This is a genomic window from Massilia sp. Mn16-1_5, assembly GCF_004798585.1.
In the GTDB taxonomy this organism is placed as follows: Bacteria; Pseudomonadota; Gammaproteobacteria; order Burkholderiales; family Burkholderiaceae_D; genus Telluria.
On the sequence record NZ_PPXQ01000002.1, the window covers coordinates 1 to 18,099 of the forward strand.

17 protein-coding genes are annotated in these 18,099 nt (G+C 63.7%); 16 read left to right on the top strand and 1 reads right to left on the bottom strand.

Going from position 1 to position 18,099, the window contains the following annotated elements:
- Positions 1-163: 163 nt before the first annotated feature.
- Positions 164-850, bottom strand: coding sequence for a Bax inhibitor-1/YccA family protein (locus tag C2862_RS02005; protein WP_136218457.1), 687 nt, complete (start codon positions 848-850; stop codon positions 164-166).
- A gap of 270 nt (positions 851-1,120) precedes the next feature.
- Between C2862_RS02005 and ndk the strand changes: the two genes are divergently transcribed.
- The 16 genes from ndk to C2862_RS02085 all read left to right on the top strand — a co-directional run bounded on the left by ndk (position 1,121) and on the right by C2862_RS02085 (position 17,996).
- Positions 1,121-1,534, top strand: coding sequence for a nucleoside-diphosphate kinase (gene ndk / locus C2862_RS02010; RefSeq protein WP_136218458.1), 414 nt, complete (start codon positions 1,121-1,123; stop codon positions 1,532-1,534).
- An 84-nt stretch (positions 1,535-1,618) separates the two neighbouring features.
- A complete protein-coding gene (rlmN, locus tag C2862_RS02015; protein WP_136218459.1) occupies positions 1,619-2,788 on the top strand; it encodes a 23S rRNA (adenine(2503)-C(2))-methyltransferase RlmN in 1,170 nt (389 codons plus the stop codon).
- Between the two features lie 23 nt (positions 2,789-2,811).
- Positions 2,812-3,600 carry a type IV pilus biogenesis/stability protein PilW gene (pilW, locus tag C2862_RS02020; RefSeq protein ID WP_136218781.1) on the top strand — a complete coding sequence of 263 codons (789 nt, stop codon included), beginning with the start codon at positions 2,812-2,814 and terminating at the stop codon, positions 3,598-3,600.
- A 7-nt stretch (positions 3,601-3,607) separates the two neighbouring features.
- Complete coding sequence (locus tag C2862_RS02025) at positions 3,608-4,609, top strand: RodZ domain-containing protein (RefSeq protein ID WP_136218460.1); 1,002 nt, start codon at positions 3,608-3,610, stop codon at positions 4,607-4,609.
- Positions 4,610-4,686: 77 nt separating this feature from the next.
- The gene (ispG, locus tag C2862_RS02030; RefSeq protein ID WP_136218461.1) at positions 4,687-5,958 is read left to right on the top strand and encodes a flavodoxin-dependent (E)-4-hydroxy-3-methylbut-2-enyl-diphosphate synthase; all 1,272 of its coding nucleotides are present in this window, start codon (positions 4,687-4,689) and stop codon (positions 5,956-5,958) included.
- Between the two features lie 118 nt (positions 5,959-6,076).
- A complete protein-coding gene (gene hisS, locus C2862_RS02035; protein ID WP_136218462.1) occupies positions 6,077-7,414 on the top strand; it encodes a histidine--tRNA ligase in 1,338 nt (445 codons plus the stop codon).
- 43 nt (positions 7,415-7,457) lie between these two features.
- Complete coding sequence (locus C2862_RS02040; RefSeq protein ID WP_136218463.1) at positions 7,458-8,114, top strand: tetratricopeptide repeat protein; 657 nt, start codon at positions 7,458-7,460, stop codon at positions 8,112-8,114.
- Between the two features lie 188 nt (positions 8,115-8,302).
- Positions 8,303-9,457, top strand: coding sequence for an outer membrane protein assembly factor BamB (gene bamB, locus C2862_RS02045; RefSeq protein ID WP_136218464.1), 1,155 nt, complete (start codon positions 8,303-8,305; stop codon positions 9,455-9,457).
- Between the two features lie 9 nt (positions 9,458-9,466).
- A complete protein-coding gene (gene der / locus C2862_RS02050) occupies positions 9,467-10,810 on the top strand; it encodes a ribosome biogenesis GTPase Der (RefSeq protein ID WP_136218465.1) in 1,344 nt (447 codons plus the stop codon).
- Between the two features lie 188 nt (positions 10,811-10,998).
- The gene (gene hfq / locus C2862_RS02055) at positions 10,999-11,235 is read left to right on the top strand and encodes an RNA chaperone Hfq (RefSeq protein ID WP_019141241.1); all 237 of its coding nucleotides are present in this window, start codon (positions 10,999-11,001) and stop codon (positions 11,233-11,235) included.
- A 32-nt stretch (positions 11,236-11,267) separates the two neighbouring features.
- A complete protein-coding gene (gene hflX, locus C2862_RS02060) occupies positions 11,268-12,467 on the top strand; it encodes a GTPase HflX (RefSeq protein WP_136218782.1) in 1,200 nt (399 codons plus the stop codon).
- A 5-nt stretch (positions 12,468-12,472) separates the two neighbouring features.
- Entirely contained in the window at positions 12,473-13,774 is a 1,302-nt protein-coding gene (hflK, locus tag C2862_RS02065) for an FtsH protease activity modulator HflK (protein WP_136218466.1), read from the top strand.
- Positions 13,774-14,646 (top strand): protease modulator HflC, encoded by an 873-nt coding sequence (hflC, locus tag C2862_RS02070; protein ID WP_136218467.1) that lies wholly within the window; start codon positions 13,774-13,776, stop codon positions 14,644-14,646. The genes hflK and hflC overlap by 1 nt, the downstream gene beginning before the upstream one ends.
- 312 nt (positions 14,647-14,958) lie before the next feature.
- Entirely contained in the window at positions 14,959-16,113 is a 1,155-nt protein-coding gene (locus tag C2862_RS02075) for an ATP phosphoribosyltransferase regulatory subunit (protein WP_136218468.1), read from the top strand.
- Between the two features lie 3 nt (positions 16,114-16,116).
- Positions 16,117-17,433, top strand: coding sequence for an adenylosuccinate synthase (locus tag C2862_RS02080; protein ID WP_136218469.1), 1,317 nt, complete (start codon positions 16,117-16,119; stop codon positions 17,431-17,433).
- Positions 17,434-17,456: 23 nt separating this feature from the next.
- Positions 17,457-17,996, top strand: a complete 540-nt coding sequence (locus tag C2862_RS02085; protein WP_136218470.1) for a phosphoribosyltransferase — start codon at positions 17,457-17,459, stop codon at positions 17,994-17,996.
- Positions 17,997-18,099 lie beyond the last annotated feature (103 nt).

The window sequence follows — 18,099 nt, forward strand, 5'->3', positions numbered from 1 at the left end:
GGCGCCAGCTCGGCCGCATAGTCCAAGTTAAGTTGAAGAGCCATAATAAAAAACGGATTCATGATTGAACATGAATCCGTTTTAGCTCTTGCGGCGCAGAGATCAATGCCTTAAGTGACTGGCATTAACCCTTGGGTCGGCTTTCTCATTTCAGCGGAAGCGATCAGTCGTCGCCGCCCACGATGCCCAGCAGGCGCAGCAGGCTGGTGAAGATGTTGTACACGTCCAGGTAGATCGCCAGGGTGGCCGAGATGTAGTTGGTCTCGCCGCCGTTCACGATGCGCTGCACGTCATACAGGATGAAGGCCGAGAAGATACCGATCGCCAGCACCGACACCACGATCGAGATGACCGACATCTGCAGGAAGATGTTGGCAACGGCCGCCAGCAGCAGCACGATCACGCCGGCGAACAGCCAGCTGCCCATGCCCGAGAAGTCGCGCTTGGTGGTGGTGGCGATGCTCGCCATCACGGCGAACACGACCGCGGTGCCGCCGAAGGCGGTCATGATCAGCTGGCCGCCGTTGCCGTAGCCCAGGGTGTGGCGCAGCAGCGGGGTGAGCATCAGGCCCATGAAGAAGGTGAAGCCGAGCAGAACGAACACGCCGGCCGCGGATTCCTTGGTCTTCTCGATCGCGAACATGAAGCCGAAGGCGATCGCCATGAAGACGATGAAGCCCATGAAGCCGCTGAACATCGGCAGCGCCAGCGAGACGCCGACATAGGCGCCCAGCACCGTCGGAATCATCGACAGCGCGAGCAGCCAGAAGGTATTGCGCAGTACTTTGTTGCGCGTGACCTGGCTATATGCCACGTCATAAGCAGGTTGCTTTTGCAGAATGGGATTCATGATCGCTCCGGTTGGGTAAATATGTATTGCCACTCAAGCATAGCATGGGGCTGTTCGTTGTAAACCGGCCTTAAGCTTTCCATAAGGGAGTGGTTGCGCTCGCTGAGGAAAGCAAATGACCACGTTGACAAGGCGGTTTTTCGCCGCCACTCTACCACTTTGGCCCTTGCCGCGGCAATATCGGCTATATGGGTCCAGGTATGGTAAAATCAAAGGTTGATTGAGTTCTTACTTTCTCGATTTAAACCTTTCTTTTTATTGGAGTTTTACATGGCAATCGAACGCACCCTGTCGATCATCAAACCAGACGCAGTTGCAAAAAACGTGATCGGCCAAATCTACAGCCGCTTCGAAAACGCTGGCCTGAAGATCGTTGCTGCCCGCATGACCCAACTGACCCGCGAGCAGGCTGAAGGCTTCTACGCCGCTCACAAAGAGCGCGGCTTCTTCAACGACCTGGTGAACTTCATGGTTTCCGGCCCTGTCATGATCCAGACCCTGGAAGGCGAAAACGCCGTCCTGGCACACCGCGACCTGATGGGCGCGACCGATCCGAAGAAAGCTGAAAAAGGCACCATCCGCGCCGATTTCGCCGATTCGATCGATGCCAACGCCGTTCACGGTTCGGACGCTGTCGAAGCTGCAAAAGTTGAAATCGCCTACTTCTTCCCAGAACTGAAGTAATCGATTTCCCGTATCAGACGCCGCTCGCTTGATGCCTCGGGCCCTGCGAGCGGGGTTGCATCACTTTTTAGTATTAGGAACAACATGACGACCCTCACCAACCTGCTGGACTTCGATCCCGCGCAACTCGTCGCCTACTGCGCCGAATTGGGTGAGAAGCCGTTCCGCGCCAAGCAGCTGCAGCGCTGGATCCACCAATTCGGCGCCGGCAACTTCGACGACATGACGGATCTCGCCAAGTCGCTGCGCGAAAAACTCAAGACCCGCGCCGAGATCCGTGCGCCGGGCATCATCAGCGACCACACCTCGACCGACGGCACCCGCAAATGGCTGGTCGACGTCGGCAACGGCAACGCGGTCGAAACCGTGTTCATCCCGGAAGAAAACCGCGGCACGCTGTGCATCTCCACCCAGGCCGGCTGCGCCGTCAACTGCCGCTTCTGCTCGACCGGCAAACAGGGCTTCAACCGCAATCTCACCGTGGCCGAGATCATCGGCCAGCTGTGGATGGCCGAGTTCGAGCTGCGCCGTACCAAGGGCATCGAGCCCGGCCCGAAGGGCGAACGCCAGATCACCAACGTGGTCATGATGGGCATGGGCGAGCCGCTGCTGAACTACGAGCCGACCGTCACGGCCCTGAAGCTGATGCTCGACGATAACGCCTACGGCCTGTCGCGCCGCCGCGTGACCCTGTCGACCTCGGGCGTGGTGCCGAACATCGACAAGCTGTCCCAGGATGTGCCGGTGGCGCTGGCTGTCTCGCTGCACGCGTCGAACGACGCGCTGCGCGACATCCTGGTCCCGCTGAACAAGAAATACCCGCTGCGCGAACTGATGGCCGCCTGCAAGCGCTACCTGGAATTCGCGCCGCGCGACTTCATCACCTTCGAATACTGCATGCTTGACGGCTTCAACGACAGCGACGAGCACGCACGCGAACTGATCGCGCTGGTGAACGATCCGGTGGTAGGCGTGAACTGCAAGTTCAATCTGATTCCGTTCAACCCGTTCCCGGAATCGGGCCTGACGCGCTCGAAGAATCCGCGTATCAAGGCCTTCGCCGAGGTCCTGATGAACGCCGGCATCGTGACCACTGTGCGCAAGACGCGCGGCGACGACATCGACGCCGCCTGCGGCCAGCTGGCCGGCGAGGTGCAGGACCGCACCCGCGTCGCCCAGCGTATGGAAAAGATGGCCGAATACCAGAAGAAATTCGGCGCCGATTTCGGACGCATCGTGGAGATTCCTTCTTGATCGTGACGACGCCAGTCCGGGGCATGGTGAACCGCTTCGCGGCAGCGCTCGCGTTGTGCCTGCTTGCGGCCTGTGCCGCGCCTGGCAACAGCGGTGCCGAGCTCAAGACGGCGTCGGACCAGACCGCGAACGAGAAGCGCGCCTTGATCCGCCTGCAACTGGCGGTCGGCTACTACCAGCAGGGCAAGTACGACATCGCGCTCGACGAGGTCAAGCAGGCGATCAATGCCGATCCGGACTACGCCGACGCCTACGGCATGCGTGCGCTGATCTACACGGCGATGGGGCAGGTGCCGCTGGCCGACGACAATTACCAGCACGCGCTGCGCCTGGCGCCGCGCAACCCCGAGCTGGCCAACAACTACGGCGCCTTCCTGTGCCAGACGGCGAACCGTCCGCAAGAGGCGATGCGCCAGTTCGAGTCGGCGCTGAAGAACCCGTCCTACCAGACGCCGGTGAGCGCGCTCGTGAACGCGGGCGTGTGCAGCCTGAAAACGAAGAATATCGATGCGGCCGAGCGCTACCTGCTCGACGCACTGCGTTACCAGCCCGACCTGCCGGCCGTCTCGAGCGGACTGGCGCGGGTCTATTTCGAGCGGCGCGACTACCAGCGCGCCGGTTTTTTCATTAACCGCCTGACAGAAGTGTCGAAGCTCGACAACCTGTCCGCCGATGCGTTGTGGCTCGCTTTGCGGGTGCAGCGTAAACTGGGCGAACGCTCGATGGAGGCCAGCCTGGTGGCGCAGTTGCGGCGGCGCTTCCCGGGCTCGCCCGAATACCTGGCGTACGAGCGCGGGGCTTTCGATGAGTGAGACGACAATGACTTCAGAGCGCACGGAACAAAGCGCCCCTTCGAACCAACACCACGGCCATCCGGGCGCGACCCTGTCGGCCCAGCGCGAATCGATGGGCTGGACCATCGAGCAGGTGGCCGAGCAGCTCAAGCTGGCGCCGCGCCAGGTGGTGGCGATCGAAGCGGGCGACTATGCAGCTTTGCCGAGTCCGGCCGTGACGCGCGGTTTCGTGCGCGCCTACGCCAAGATCCTGCGGCTCGATCCGGCCCCGCTGGTAGCGATGATCCCGATGGACAACCCGGTCCCGGTCGACACCGGTGCCGTGCGCAGCAACCGTCCGACCTCCTTCTCGCACTCGCGCTACCCGACCCACGGCAAGCGCTCGAGCCTGCCGCTGGCCTGGATCGCCGGTGTCGTGGTCGTGGCCGCTTGCGCGGGCGCGGCCTGGCATTTCGGCCTGGTCTCGCTGCCGGGCAGCCAGGCCCCAGGCAACGAAGCCGTGCTGGCCGGTCCGGCCGAGACCGCCACCGCAACGGCGCCGGCCGCCGATACGGTGCATAACCCGACCGTGCCGCTGATCTCGGTGCCGGCCCCGGCCGACGCGAATGCCACCGGCGCCGCACCGGCAGCCGGCGCCGCGGGCGCAACGGCGACGCCGCCGGCAGCAACGACGACGCCAGGCGCCGCCGCCGGTACCCCGGCAGCAGTCACGACGGCACCGGCAACGCCAGCCACCGCGACCCCGGCGCCGGCTGCGGCCACGCCGGCTGCCGCGCCGGCCGCCGAGGGCGCCAATACCCTGGTGCTGACTGTGCGCGAAGATTCGTGGATCGAAGTCAAGCCGCAAGGCGGCCGCGCCCTGATCTCGCGCCTGGTGAAAGCCGGCAGCACCGAGACCGTTGAAGTGCCGGGCACGGCGACCCTGGTGGTTGGCAATCCAAGCGGCGTCTCGGCCACGCTGCGCGGCGCCGCCGTTGCCTTGCCTGCATTGCCGGGCAAGACAATCTCCCGCGTAACCCTGAAGTAAAACAGAGTGTAGCCCGGGCACCGCCCGGGGCAGGGCGGCATCGAGACGACGCCCCAAACAAGGACAACGAGCAAAGCATGACTTCTACGAACCTGCCAATTCCTTCCGGCCCGATGGCGCGCCGCGCCGCGCGCCGCGTGCTGGTCCAGCACGGCGAGCGCAAGGTCTGGATCGGCGGCGACGCCCCGGTCGTGGTGCAGTCGATGACCAATACCGACACCGCCGACGTGATCGGTACCGCGATCCAGATCAAGGAACTCGCGCGCGCCGGCTCCGAGATGGTGCGCCTGACCGTGGACAAGCCGGAAGCGGCCGCCGCCGTGCCCCTGATCCGCGAGCAGCTCGACCGCATGGAAATCGACGTGCCGCTGGTCGGCGACTTCCACTACAACGGCCACATCCTGCTGCGCGACTTCCCCGAGTGCGCCAAGGCGCTGTCGAAGTACCGCATCAATCCGGGCAACGTGGGGCAGGGCGCCAAGCGCGACACCCAGTTCGCCCAGATGATCGAGATCGCGATCCAGCACAATAAACCGGTGCGCATCGGCGTCAACTGGGGCAGCCTCGACCAGTCGCTGCTGGCGCGCATCATGGACGAGAACGCCGCACGTGCGAACCCGTTCAGTGCGCAGGCCGTGATGTACGAAGCCCTGATCACCTCGGCGATCGAGAACGCGGTGAAGGCCGAGGAAATCGGCTTGGCCAAGGACAAGATCATCCTCTCGTGCAAGGTCTCGGCCGTGCAGGACCTGATCGCGGTCTACCGCGAACTGGCGCGCCGCTGCGATTACCCGCTGCACCTGGGCCTGACCGAAGCCGGCATGGGCAGCAAGGGCATCGTCGCTTCGACCGCGGCTTTGTCCGTGCTGCTGCAGGAAGGCATCGGCGACACCATCCGCGTTTCGCTGACCCCGGAACCGGGCGGCGACCGCACGAAGGAAGTGATCGTGTCGCAGGAAATCCTGCAGACCATGGGCCTGCGCAAGTTCACCCCGATGGTGATCGCCTGCCCGGGCTGCGGCCGTACAACGTCCACCGTGTTCCAGGAACTGGCCGACAACATCCAGACCTTCCTGCGCGATTCGATGCCGGAATGGAAGAAGCTGTATCCGGGCGTGGAAGCGATGAACGTGGCCGTGATGGGCTGCATCGTCAACGGTCCGGGCGAATCGAAGCACGCGAATATCGGCATCAGCCTGCCCGGTACCGGCGAATCGCCGGCCGCGCCGGTGTTCGTCGACGGCCAGAAGGTGGCGACGCTACGCGGCGAGCGGATCGTCGACGAGTTCCAGAACATCGTGCTGGAGTATGTGAAGAAGAACTACGGCAAGCAGACCGAGATCGCGTAGGGTGCGCACTCCGTGCGCACGCAGTCGACCTCGTGCGCACCCCGCCGTATCACGTAGCCCGATAGATCGAATGCCGTACCGCGTGCGCACAAGTGCGCACCCTACTGAAAAATAGAATATGTCCAAACCAGAAAAAATCGTCGCCATCAAAGGCATGAACGACATCCTCCCAAGCGATGCACCACTGTGGGAGCTGTTCGAAAACACCGCTGAAACCATCCTGAAAAGCTACGGCTACCAGAAGATCGTGACCCCGATCGTCGAGGAAACCGGCCTCTTCAAGCGCGCCATCGGCGCCGTCACCGACATCGTCGAAAAGGAAATGTATTCCTTTACCGACTCGATGAACGGCGACGAGCTGACCCTGCGCCCTGAAGGTACGGCCGGCGTCGTGCGCGCGGTGCTAGAGCACAACATGGTCTACGACGGTCCGAAGCGCCTCTGGTACAAGGGCCCGATGTTCCGCCACGAGCGTCCGCAGCGCGGCCGCTATCGCCAATTCTTCCAGTTCGGCGCGGAAGCCGTCGGCTTCACCGGCCCGGACATCGACGCCGAGCTGATCATGCTGTGCCGCCGCCTGTGGGACGACCTGGGCCTGCAGAACGTGCGCCTGGAACTGAACTCGATCGGCAACGCCGAGGAGCGCCTGCGCCACCGTGCCGACCTGATCGCCTACTTCGAAAAGCACGCCGACATCCTCGACGCCGAAGCGCAGCGCCGCCTGCACAGCAACCCGCTGCGCATCCTCGACACCAAGAACCCGACCATGCAAGAGATGGTGAACGGCGCGCCGCAGCTGCTGTCGTACCTGGGCGAGGAATCGCTGGCGCACTTCGAAGGCGTGAAAAAACTCCTCGACCGCAACAACGTGCAGTACACCGTCAACCCGCGCCTGGTGCGCGGCCTGGATTACTACAACCGCACCGTGTTCGAATGGGTCACCGAGGAACTCGGCTCGCAGGGCACGATCTGCGCCGGCGGCCGCTACGATCCGCTGATCGAGCAGTTCGGCGGCAAGGCGACCCCGGGCGTCGGCTTCGCGATGGGCATCGAGCGCATCATCGAGCTGATGAAGGGCCTGGGCGAACCGGCCCAGCCGAGCCAGTGCGACGTCTACATGGTGCACCAGGGAGAAGAGGCGCAAGTGCAGGCCTTCATCCTGGCCGAGCGCCTGCGTGATGCCGGCCTCGACGTTGTGTTACATTGCGCAACGCCAACGGGTGCGGGCAGCTTCAAGAGCCAGATGAAGAAGGCCGACGGCAGCGGCGCATCGTTTGCCGTGATCCTGGGCGAGGATGAAGTGGCGAACAATGTGGCGGCCGTGAAGTCGCTCCGTGGCGAAGCCGGCGAGCAGCAGCAGGCGACCGTCGCCTTCGACGCGGTGGTCGACCAAATCGTCGATGCCATCGTCGGCGACCACGATCACGACCACGATCACGTGCATTACCATCCGTAAGAGCAGCAGACCGATTCACCCATATAACTACTAGACGAACGACATGGCATACGACCTCGAAGAACAAGAGCAGATAGCGACTTTCAAGGCTTTCTGGTCCAAGTACGGCAACCTGATCACCTGGGTGCTGATCCTCGCCCTCGGCGCCTTTGCGGCCTACAACTTCTGGAACAAGCACCAGCGCGACCAGTCGGTGGCGGCTTCCGGCCTGTACGACGAGCTCACCGATGCCGTGACCGCCAAGGACAACGCCAAGAGCCAGCGCATCGCCGCCGACATCCAGTCGAAGTACAAGCGCACCAGCTACGCCCAGATGAGCGCCCTGGCCGCGGCCAAGACCGCCTTCGAAGCGAACGACCTCAAAACCGCGAAAACCCAGCTGCAATGGGTGATCGACAACGGCAACGACGAGTACAAGTCGGTGGCCCAGCTGCGCCTGGCCGGCGTCCTGCTCGACGAGAAGAACTTCGACGGCGCGATGAAGCTGCTGAACGGTACTTTCCTGCCGCAGTTCTCGGCTGAAGTGTCGGACCGCAAGGGCGACGTGCTGGTCGCGCAGAACAAGATCGTCGACGCCCGCGCCGCCTACGTCGCCGCGCTCGCCGCCATGGGTCCGAAGCACCCGGGCAGCCAGCTGGTGCGCATCAAGCTGGAAGCGATCGGTGGCACTGCACCGGATGCGGCCAAAAAAGCCGCTTAAACTGATCATTACGTAAGGGCCCACGCTTGCCGCAAGGCTCGGAGCGGGCGAAAAAGCCTTCAGGGCAAGGCGCATCGTCGAAGACAGTACGCGAGTACGGCGAGACGATGCAACGCAGCCATGAAGGCTTTTTCGCCCGCTCCGCGTGGGTTTTGCCTCTCTACGACTCGAAACAAGGTAAAAGAAAAATGCGTATTACCCGTAAGCTGGTTGGTGTCGGTGTCCTGGCCCTGATGACGGGCTGCTCGACCTTGAGCTCGCTCAATCCATTCGGATCGAAATCGAAGGGCAACGAGCCCGCCAAGCTGGTCGAACTGAAGGGCACGATGGCCGTGCGCACCGCCTGGAAGCTGGACATCGGCAAGGCGCGCGGCAACCAGTTCTCGCCTGCGCTGGCCGGCAATACCGTGATCGTCGCCGGCGGCGACGGCAGCATCGCCCGGGTCGAAGCGGCGGACGGCCGCCAGGTCTGGCGCATCAAGGCGGGCAGCGACCTGACCGCCGGCGTCGGCACCGACGGCAATGTGATCGCCGTCGGCGCCGCCGACGGCGTCCTGATGGCCTTCGACATGGACGGCAAGGCGCTCTGGAAGAGCCAGCTGTCGAGCGAAATCCTCTCCGCGCCGGCCGTGGGGCAGGGCATCGTCGTGGCCCGTTCGATCGACAACCGCATCGTCGGTTTCGACGCCACCACCGGCCAGAAGAAATGGACCGTCCAGCGCGCCGCGCCGCCGCTGACCCTGCGCACCGCGCCGGGCATGGCCGTGTACGACAAGGACGTGATCGTGGCCCAGCCGGCCGGCAAGCTCGGCTCCTTCCTGCTCGCCACCGGCGCGCCGCGCTGGGAAGTCGAAGTCGCGCCGGCGCGCGGCGCCACCGAACTGGAGCGCGTGACCGACATCGGCGGCGCCCCGAGCATCTTCGAATCGGATGTCTGCGCCGTCGCCTACCAGGGCCGCGTCGCCTGCTACGACGTCGCCAGCGGCTCGCCGCGCTGGACCCGCGACCTGTCCTCGCTCGTGGGCGTGGCGGTCGACCAGCGCTTCGTCTTTGCCGCCGACGACAAGGGCGCCCTGAACGCCTTCAACCGCGACGGCGGCGCCAGCGCCTGGAAGAACGACAAGCTGGCCTTCCGCGGCCTGTCGACGCCGGTGTCCTACGGCCGTGCCGTGGCGGTCGGCGACTACGAAGGCTACGTGCACTTCCTGTCGCGCGAGGACGGCACTTTCCTGGCGCGCGCCGCCACCGACGGCAGCGCCATCACAGGCACCCCGCTGGTCGCGGGGTCGAACCTGATTTTTCAAACACAAAATGGAACTGTGACCGCCATCGCGGTCGAATAGAATAACTACATGAAGCCGGTAATTGCACTCGTTGGTCGCCCGAATGTCGGGAAGTCGACCCTATTCAACCGCCTGACCCGTTCGCGCGACGCGTTGGTGGCCGACCTCCCTGGCCTGACGCGCGACCGCCACTACGGCGAGGGGCGCATCGGCGAGCGGCCGTTCCTGGTCATCGACACGGGCGGTTTCGAACCGGTCGCCAAGGAAGGCATCATGCACGAGATGGCCATCCAGACGAAGCAGGCGGTGGCGGAAGCCGACATCGTCGTCTTCCTCGTCGACGGCCGCCAGGGCCTGACCCCGCACGACAAGACGATCACCGACTTCCTGCGCAAGTCCGGCCGCCAGGTCATGCTCGTCATTAACAAGTCCGAGGGCATGAAGTACACCTCGGTCACCGCCGAGTTCTATGAGCTGGGCATGGGCGACCCCTACGTCATCTCGGCTGCCCACGGCGACGGCGTGCACGACCTCGTCAACGAGGCGCTCGACCAGGCCTTCGCCTCGCGTCCGCACGAGGAAGACGAACTGGAAAACCAGGACCACGGGGTCAAGATCGCCCTGGTCGGCCGTCCGAACGTCGGCAAGTCCACCCTGATCAACACCCTGGTCGGCGAACAGCGCGTGATCGCCTTCGACATGCCGGGCACCACCCGCGACTCGATCGAAGTGCCCTTCGAACGCGACGGCAAGCAGTACACGCTGATCGATACCGCCGGTATCCGCCGCCGCGGCAAGGTGTTCGAGGCGATCGAGAAGTTCTCGGTCGTGAAAACCCTGCAGTCGGTGTCGGAAGCCAACGTGGTGGTGCTGATGCTCGATGCCCAGCAGGACATCTCCGAGCAGGATGCCCACATCGCCGGCTTCATCCTCGAGTCCGGCCGCGCCCTGGTGGTGGCGGTCAACAAGTGGGATGGCTTGACGACCGACCAGCGCGACCAGATCAAGAACGACATCGACCGCAAGCTCGATTTCCTCGGCTTTGCCGAGATGCGCTTCATTTCGGCGCTGAAAGGCACCGGCATCAAGCAGCTGATGACCTCGGTCGACGCGGCCTACAAGGCGGCCACCGCCAACCTGTCGACGCCGCGCCTGACACGCGCGCTGCAGGAAGCGATCGAAAAGCAGGAGCCGAAGCGCAAGGGCGGTACCCGTCCGAAGATGCGCTACGCCCACCAGGGCGGCCAGAACCCGCCGGTCATCGTCATCCACGGCAATGCCCTGGACGGCGTCACCGAGCCGTACAAGCGCTACCTGGAAAAGCATTTCCGCGACACCTTCAGCCTGATCGGTACGCCGCTGCGGATCGAACTGCGCAGTGGTAAGAACCCGTTCGACAAGAACCGCGAATAATGGGGCGCATGGATCGGCTTTGCTCGTCCGTCTTAATTGTTTCTTAAGCGTAGCAGTACGACAAAAACCACTAAAACAGGTTACAGTAACTACAAGGCCTCGTTCGCAAAGCTGAATCTTGCCCCGTGCACTTGAAATGGGGGCGCAAGCCTCCAACTTTTAAACTACAACAACATTACGGAGCTGTTATGAGCAACAAAGGGCAACTGTTACAAGACCCATTCCTCAATGCCTTGCGCAAAGAGCACGTCCCAGTCTCGATCTACCTCGTCAACGGGATCAAGCTGCAGGGCCATATCGAGTCGTTCGACCAATATGTCGTCCTGCTGCGCAACACCGTGACCCAGATGGTGTACAAGCATGCCATTTCCACCGTTGTACCGGCTCGCGCCGTCAATCTCAACCTCGAATCCGAAGCTGAGTAAGGCCGATGGCTGACGCCCCCGGCACTCCCAATATGCGCGCCGCGCTGGTCGGCGTCGATTTTGGCGCGGTCGATTTTTCGGCCAGCCTTGAAGAGCTGGCCTTGCTGGCCAGCTCTGCCGGCGCCGAGCCGATCGATACGATCACGGCCAAGCGCAATGCTCCCGATCCCGCTTACTTCGTCGGCAGCGGCAAGGCCGACGAAATCGGCGTCGCCGCCAAGGCTGCCGGCGCAGAGCTCGTCATCTTCAATCACGCTTTATCGCCTGCGCAGCAGCGTAACCTCGAGCGCCGCCTCGAATTGCGCGTCATCGACCGCACCAGCCTGATCCTCGACATCTTCGCCCAGCGCGCCAAGAGCCACGAGGGCAAGCTGCAGGTCGAGCTGGCCCAGCTGCAGCACCTGGCCACGCGCCTGATCCGCGGCTGGACCCACCTTGAACGCCAGAAGGGCGGTATCGGCCTGCGCGGTCCCGGTGAAACCCAGCTCGAGACCGACCGCCGCCTGATCGGCGAGCGCGTCAAGGCCCTGCGCACGCGCCTGGCCAAGCTGCGCAAGCAGCACGAAACCCAGCGCCGCCAGCGCGGCCGCAACAATACCTTCTCGGTGTCCCTGGTCGGCTATACCAACGCCGGCAAGTCGACCCTGTTCAACACGCTGACCAAGGCCGGCGTCTACGTCGCGAACCAGCTGTTCGCGACCCTGGACACGACCAGCCGCCGCATGTACCTGGGCGACCAGACCGGCAGCGTCGTCATCTCCGACACGGTCGGATTCGTGCGCGAACTGCCGCACCAGCTGGTGGCGGCATTCCGCGCCACCCTGGAAGAAACCATCCACGCCGATTTGCTGCTGCACGTGGTCGACGGTTCGTCGCCGGTGCGCATGGAGCAGATCGAGCAGGTCAACGAGGTCTTGCGCGAAATCGGCGCCGACCATATTCCGCAGATCCTCGTGTGGAACAAGATTGATGCGGCCGACCTCCAGCCTGGGGTCGAACGTGATGAACATGATAAAATCAGCCGCGTTTTTATCAGCGCCAGGAGCGGCGCCGGCCTTGATCTGCTGCGCGAAGCCATTGTCGAGGCAGCAAGCTCGGCGGACCGTTATCCTCCGAGCGCTGTGCCAGGCTCGAGCCCTGAAAACGATGAGCAGGACGATGCAGCGCTGGACGACGACTTTGATGACGCCGGCGAAAGTATTCCAACCTCCACCCATGTCGGGCCACACTGAAGCCTATGCTTGTTTCTTTAATAAAAAAATTCGGCGTCAAACTGTCGCTGAACGATCCACGCTGGGGTAAAAATCCTCAAGGCGATAACAGCAAGGCCCAGGAGGGCCGCCGTCCGGGTGAGGGTCCACCCGATCTCGATCAGATGTGGCGCGATTTCAATGCGCGCCTGAATCGCCTGTTCGGCAGCCGCGGCAACAATGGCGGCGACGCCGGCGGTCCTTACCGTAGCGAAGGCCGCGGCGCCGGCATCACGGCTTCCGTGATCGGCTTCATCGTCCTGCTGATCTGGCTCGCCAGCGGTGCCTTCATCGTGCAGGAAGGGCAGGTCGGCGTGGTCACCACCTTCGGCCGCCTCTCGCACACCACCGGCGCCGGTTTCAACTGGCGCTGGCCGGCCCCGATCCAGGCCCACGAAACCGTCAACGTCTCGCAGGTGCGCACGGCCGAAATCGGCTACCGCGACAACGTGCGCAACAAGCAGGGCGCCGAGTCGCTGATGCTGACCGACGACGAAAACATCATCGACATCCAGTTCGCGGTGCAGTACACGCTGAAGGATCCGGTGGCATGGGTCTTCAACAACCGCGACCAGGACACCACCGTGCACCAGGTGGCCGAAACGGCCATCCGCGAAGTCGTCGGCAAGAGCAAGATGGACTTCGTGCTGTACGAAGGCCGCGAGAAGGTCGCGCTCGACGTGCACAACATGATCCAGCAGATCGTCGACCGCTACAAGCTCGGTGCCCTGATCACCAACGTGACCATGCAGAACGTACAGCCGCCGGAGCAGGTGCAGAGCGCCTTCGACGACGCCGTGAAAGCCGGCCAGGATCGCGCCCGTGCCCGCAACGAAGGCGAAGCCTATGCCAACGACGTGATTCCGCGCGCCCGTGGTGCCGCATTCCGCCTGCTGCAGGACGCCGAAGCCTATCGCTCGATGGTGGTCGAGAATGCCACCGGTAATGCCTCGCGCTTCAACCAGGTGGTGACGGAATATGCAAAGGCCCCGGGCGTGACCCGCGACCGCATGTATCTCGACACCATGCAGCAGATCTTCAGCAGCACCAGCAAGGTGATGGTCGACGCCAAGTCCGGCTCCAACCTGCTGTACCTGCCGCTCGACAAGCTGATCGCCCAGGTTGCCGCCAACGATGCCGCCACGGGGACCGCCCGTTCCGGTCCGGTGCAGGCGCCGCAGGAGCAGCCGGCGGCGACGCCGTCGCAGGAAGTAATGCAGACCATCGAACAAGTACGCCAGCGCGACAGCCGTTCGCGCGATTCCTCACGTGACCGGGAGAGCCGTTAATGAACCGCCTCGTAACCATTTTCGTGGCGGGCTTCATTGCCCTGATGCTGCTGTCCTCGACCGTCTTCGTCGTCGACCAGCGCCGCTTCGCCATCGTCTTCGCACTGGGCGAGGTGCGTGAAGTCATCGCCGAGCCGGGCCTGCACTTCAAGCTGCCGCCGCCTTTCCAGAACGTGATCTATCTCGACAAGCGCGTCCTGACGCTCGACACGCCCGACGCCGACCGTTTCATCACGGCCGAGAAGAAGAACATTTTGGTCGACGCCTTCGTCAAATGGCGCATCGTTGAGCCGCGCTTGTACTACGTCAGCTTCAGCGGCGACGAGCGCGCCGCTGCCAACCGCATGTCGCAGATCATCAAGGCGGCCCTGAACGACGAGATCACCAAGCGCACCGTGCGCCAGGTGATCTCGGGCGAACGCGGCGCGGTCATGCAAGCGGTGCATAACAAGGTTGTGGCCGAAGCCAAGCAGATCGGCGTCGGCATCGTCGACGTGCGCCTCAAGCGCGTCGACTACATCGAGCAGATCAACAACTCGGTCTACGACCGCATGCGCGCCGAGCGCGTGCGCGTGGCGAACGAGCTGCGTTCGACCGGTTCGGCCGAAAGCGAAAAGATCCGCGCCGACGCCGACCGCCAGCGCACCGTGATCCTGGCCGAAGCCTTCCGCGATGCCGAGAAGATCAAGGGCGAGGGCGATGCCAAGGCCTCGGCGATCTATGCCGACTCCTTTGGCAAGAATCCGGAGTTCTACAAGTTCTATCGTTCACTGGAAGCCTACCGCGCCAGCTTCAAGGCGCACGGCGATGTGATGGTGATCGATTCGAATTCGGAGTTCTTCAAGTATTTCCGAAACCCCGGGAGCAAATAAGCGATCTGCAAACGCCGCGTTCATCGCGGCGTTTTTTCTTTGCATACTCCGTACGCGTGGAGTCGGGACTTCACCCTACGACTACCGCTGACCGTAGGGTGGAGTCCCGACTCCACGCGTTACACCGTGCGAGCAGCCCACCGCTTGTCTAGTCAGATTTCAGTGGCAACCCGGCAACTTCTAAGCACATCAGCAAGCATCCGCCCCCAGCCCCGCCGCATTTTCGGGTAAAATTGCCGATTCGGCGCCGACTTCGTCCTGCACGAGCGCGCCTTGTTGCTTCATTTCTAACAATTCCCAACGCTGTCGCCCATGCCGAACTGGCTTTTGCCTGAGAATATCGCCGACGTATTGCCGTCGGAAGCGCGCAAGATCGAAGATCTGCGCCGCCAGATGCTCGACACCTTCCGCCTGTACGGCTACGAACTCGTCATGCCGCCGCTGCTCGAATACGTCGAGTCGCTGCTGGCCGGCGCCGGCCAGGATACCGACCTGCGCACCTTCAAGCTGGTCGACCAGCTGTCGGGCCGCCTGCTCGGCCTGCGCGCCGACATGACGACGCAGGTGGCGCGCATCGACGCGCACCTCCTGAACCGTGATTCGATCACCCGCCTGTGCTATGCCGGCAGCGTCCTGCATACCCGTCCGTCGGGCCTGCACGCCACCCGCGAGCCGATCCAGATCGGCGCCGAGATCTACGGCCACGCCGGCCTGGAAGCCGACGCCGAGATCCAGGAACTGGCGCTGGCTTCCGTCGCCCTCGCGGGCTTCCTCGACGTGCGCCTCGACATGGCCCACGTCGGCGTGCTGCGCGCGCTGCTGGAAGAAGACGCGCTGGCGAAAAAGGACGAGGCCCAGATCACCGCGTTGCTGCGCGCCAAGGATGTCCCCGGTCTGAACGAGCTGACCCGCGCCTATGCGCCGGCGACGCGCGACGCGCTGCTCGCGCTGCCGAACCTGTACGGCGACGTCGAGGTCCTCAAGCGCGCGAAAGAGGTGCTGCCTGCGCTGCCGGGCATCACGCGCGCCCTGGCGGAGCTCGCGGCGCTGGCCGCCGGCGCCATCGGCCGCGCGCAAGTGGCGATCGACCTGGCCGACCTGCGCGGCTACCAATACGAAAGCGGCGCCATGTTCGCGCTGTATGTTCCCGGCCTGCCGAACGCGGTGGCGCGGGGAGGGCGCTACGACCATGTCGGCGAAGCCTTCGGACGCGCGCGTCCGGCGACCGGCTTCTCGCTCGACCTGCGCGAGCTGGCCCGCCTGCTGCCGACGGCCGAGCGCAAGCATTCGATCCGCGCCCCGTGGGGCAATGCGCCCGAGCTGCGCGAAAAAATCGCTGACCTGCGCAAGGCAGGCGAAGTCGTGATCCAGTCCATGCCGGGTCACGAGAATGTTCAGGACGAGTTCGAGTGCGACCGCGTGCTCGTCCTCGAAGATGGAAATTGGATTCTCAAAAACTTAGGTTAAGTGATGTCAAATACAAACGTGGCAAAGAACGTCGTTGTCATCGGCACCCAGTGGGGCGATGAAGGCAAGGGTAAGATCGTCGACTGGCTGACCGATCACGCAGCGGGCGTCGTCCGTTTCCAGGGCGGCCATAACGCCGGCCATACCCTGGTCATCAAGGGCCAGAAAACCGCACTGCAGCTGATCCCGTCGGGCATCATGCGCGAAGGCGTGGCCTGCTACATCGGCAACGGCGTCGTCGTCTCGGTACCGGACGTGATGCGCGAAATCGACAAGCTGGCCGCCGCCGGCGTCGAAGTCGTGTCGCGCCTGAAGATCTCGGAAGCCTGCCCGATCATCCTGCCGTACCACGTCGCCATCGACCAGGCCCGTGAAGCCAAGCGCGGCGTCAACAAGATCGGCACCACCGGCAAGGGCATCGGCCCGGCCTACGAAGACAAGGTCGCACGCCGCGCGATCCGCATCGCCGACCTGCTCAACGAAGAGCGTTTCGCCGAAAAGCTCAAGGAAAACCTGGAATACCACAACTTCGTGCTGGTGAACTACCTGGGCGGCGAAGCGATCGACTTCCAGAAGACCTACGACGACGCGATGGCCCTGGTGCCGCGCCTGCGTCCGATGGTCGGTGACGTCTCCTCCGCCCTGTACGCCGCCCACAAGGCCGGCGGCAGCCTGCTGTTCGAAGGCGCCCAGGGTTCGCTGCTCGACGTCGACCACGGCACCTATCCGTTCGTCACCTCGTCGAACTGCGTGGCCGGTAACGCCGCCGCCGGCGCCGGCGTCGGTCCTGGCATGCTGCACTACATCATGGGCATCACCAAAGCCTACACGACCCGCGTCGGTTCGGGCCCGTTCCCGTCCGAACTGCCGACCGACGCAGGCGTCGGCGAGCACCTGTCGCGCGTGGGCCACGAGTTCGGCACCGTGACCGGCCGCGCCCGCCGCTGCGGCTGGTTCGACGCCGCGCTGCTGCGCCGCTCGGTCCAGATCAACGGCGTGACCGGCATGTGCCTGACCAAGCTGGACGTGCTGGACGGCATCGAGTCCCTGAAGCTATGCACCGGCTACAAGATCGACGGCCGTGACGTCGACATCTTCCCGGTCGGCGCCGAAGAAGCCGCCGCCTGCGTGCCTGTCTACGAAGAAATGCCGGGCTGGACCGAGTCCACCGTCGGCGCCAAGTCGATGGACGAGCTGCCTGCCAACGCCCGCGCCTACATCAAGCGCATCGAAGAGCTGGTCGGTATCCCGGTCGACATGGTGTCGACCGGTCCGGACCGCGAAGAAACCATCGTGCTGCGTCACCCGTTCGCCGCTTAAATAAAATAATAGGAATGACTGAAATGAACACCCCTGCATCGACCGACAAGGACCTCTGGGTTTCGTGGGACGAGTACAACCGCCTGGTCGAGCGTCTTGCACTGCAAGTCTACGAATCGAACTGGAAGTTCGACATGGTGCTGTGCCTGGCGCGCGGCGGCGTGCGTCCTGGCGACGTGATCTCGCGCATCTTCGACGTGCCGCTGGCGATCCTGTCGACCAGCTCCTACCGCGAAGAAGCCGGCACCAAGCAGGGCAACCTGGACATCGCCAAGTACATGACGATGACCAAGGGCCCGCTGGCCGGCCGTATCCTGCTGGTCGATGACCTGGCCGATTCCGGCGTGACTCTGCAGCGCGTGCGCGAGCACCTGCAGACCAACTACCCGGACGTCACGGAAGTGCGCTCGGCCGTCATCTGGGTGAAAGGCACCTCGGCCTTCAAGCCGGACTACCACCTGGAAGACCTGCCGCACAACCCGTGGATCCACCAGCCGTTCGAGGACTACGACGGCTTGCGCCCGCACCAGCTGGCGGCGTGGATGAAGAAGTTCGAGAAGTAATCGCGTCTGCGGCCCTGAGCTGACAGTGCGAAAAAGGCCAGAACGTTTCGGCGTTCTGGCCTTTTTCTTTCCGACTTCCAACGTGCAACGGCAAGCGTGCGAA

What these genes read in the sequence shown, in the direction of transcription:
- C2862_RS02005 (WP_136218457.1), bottom strand. Translation starts at nt 850, where the DNA reads ATGAATCCCATTCTGCAAAAGCAACCTGCTTATGACGTGGCATATAGC.
- ndk (WP_136218458.1), top strand. Translation starts at nt 1,121, where the DNA reads ATGGCAATCGAACGCACCCTGTCGATCATCAAACCAGACGCAGTTGCA.
- rlmN (WP_136218459.1), top strand. Translation starts at nt 1,619, where the DNA reads ATGACGACCCTCACCAACCTGCTGGACTTCGATCCCGCGCAACTCGTC.
- pilW (WP_136218781.1), top strand. Translation starts at nt 2,812, where the DNA reads ATGGTGAACCGCTTCGCGGCAGCGCTCGCGTTGTGCCTGCTTGCGGCC.
- C2862_RS02025 (WP_136218460.1), top strand. Translation starts at nt 3,608, where the DNA reads ATGACTTCAGAGCGCACGGAACAAAGCGCCCCTTCGAACCAACACCAC.
- ispG (WP_136218461.1), top strand. Translation starts at nt 4,687, where the DNA reads ATGACTTCTACGAACCTGCCAATTCCTTCCGGCCCGATGGCGCGCCGC.
- hisS (WP_136218462.1), top strand. Translation starts at nt 6,077, where the DNA reads ATGTCCAAACCAGAAAAAATCGTCGCCATCAAAGGCATGAACGACATC.
- C2862_RS02040 (WP_136218463.1), top strand. Translation starts at nt 7,458, where the DNA reads ATGGCATACGACCTCGAAGAACAAGAGCAGATAGCGACTTTCAAGGCT.
- bamB (WP_136218464.1), top strand. Translation starts at nt 8,303, where the DNA reads ATGCGTATTACCCGTAAGCTGGTTGGTGTCGGTGTCCTGGCCCTGATG.
- der (WP_136218465.1), top strand. Translation starts at nt 9,467, where the DNA reads ATGAAGCCGGTAATTGCACTCGTTGGTCGCCCGAATGTCGGGAAGTCG.
- hfq (WP_019141241.1), top strand. Translation starts at nt 10,999, where the DNA reads ATGAGCAACAAAGGGCAACTGTTACAAGACCCATTCCTCAATGCCTTG.
- hflX (WP_136218782.1), top strand. Translation starts at nt 11,268, where the DNA reads ATGCGCGCCGCGCTGGTCGGCGTCGATTTTGGCGCGGTCGATTTTTCG.
- hflK (WP_136218466.1), top strand. Translation starts at nt 12,473, where the DNA reads ATGCTTGTTTCTTTAATAAAAAAATTCGGCGTCAAACTGTCGCTGAAC.
- hflC (WP_136218467.1), top strand. Translation starts at nt 13,774, where the DNA reads ATGAACCGCCTCGTAACCATTTTCGTGGCGGGCTTCATTGCCCTGATG.
- C2862_RS02075 (WP_136218468.1), top strand. Translation starts at nt 14,959, where the DNA reads ATGCCGAACTGGCTTTTGCCTGAGAATATCGCCGACGTATTGCCGTCG.
- C2862_RS02080 (WP_136218469.1), top strand. Translation starts at nt 16,117, where the DNA reads ATGTCAAATACAAACGTGGCAAAGAACGTCGTTGTCATCGGCACCCAG.
- C2862_RS02085 (WP_136218470.1), top strand. Translation starts at nt 17,457, where the DNA reads ATGAACACCCCTGCATCGACCGACAAGGACCTCTGGGTTTCGTGGGAC.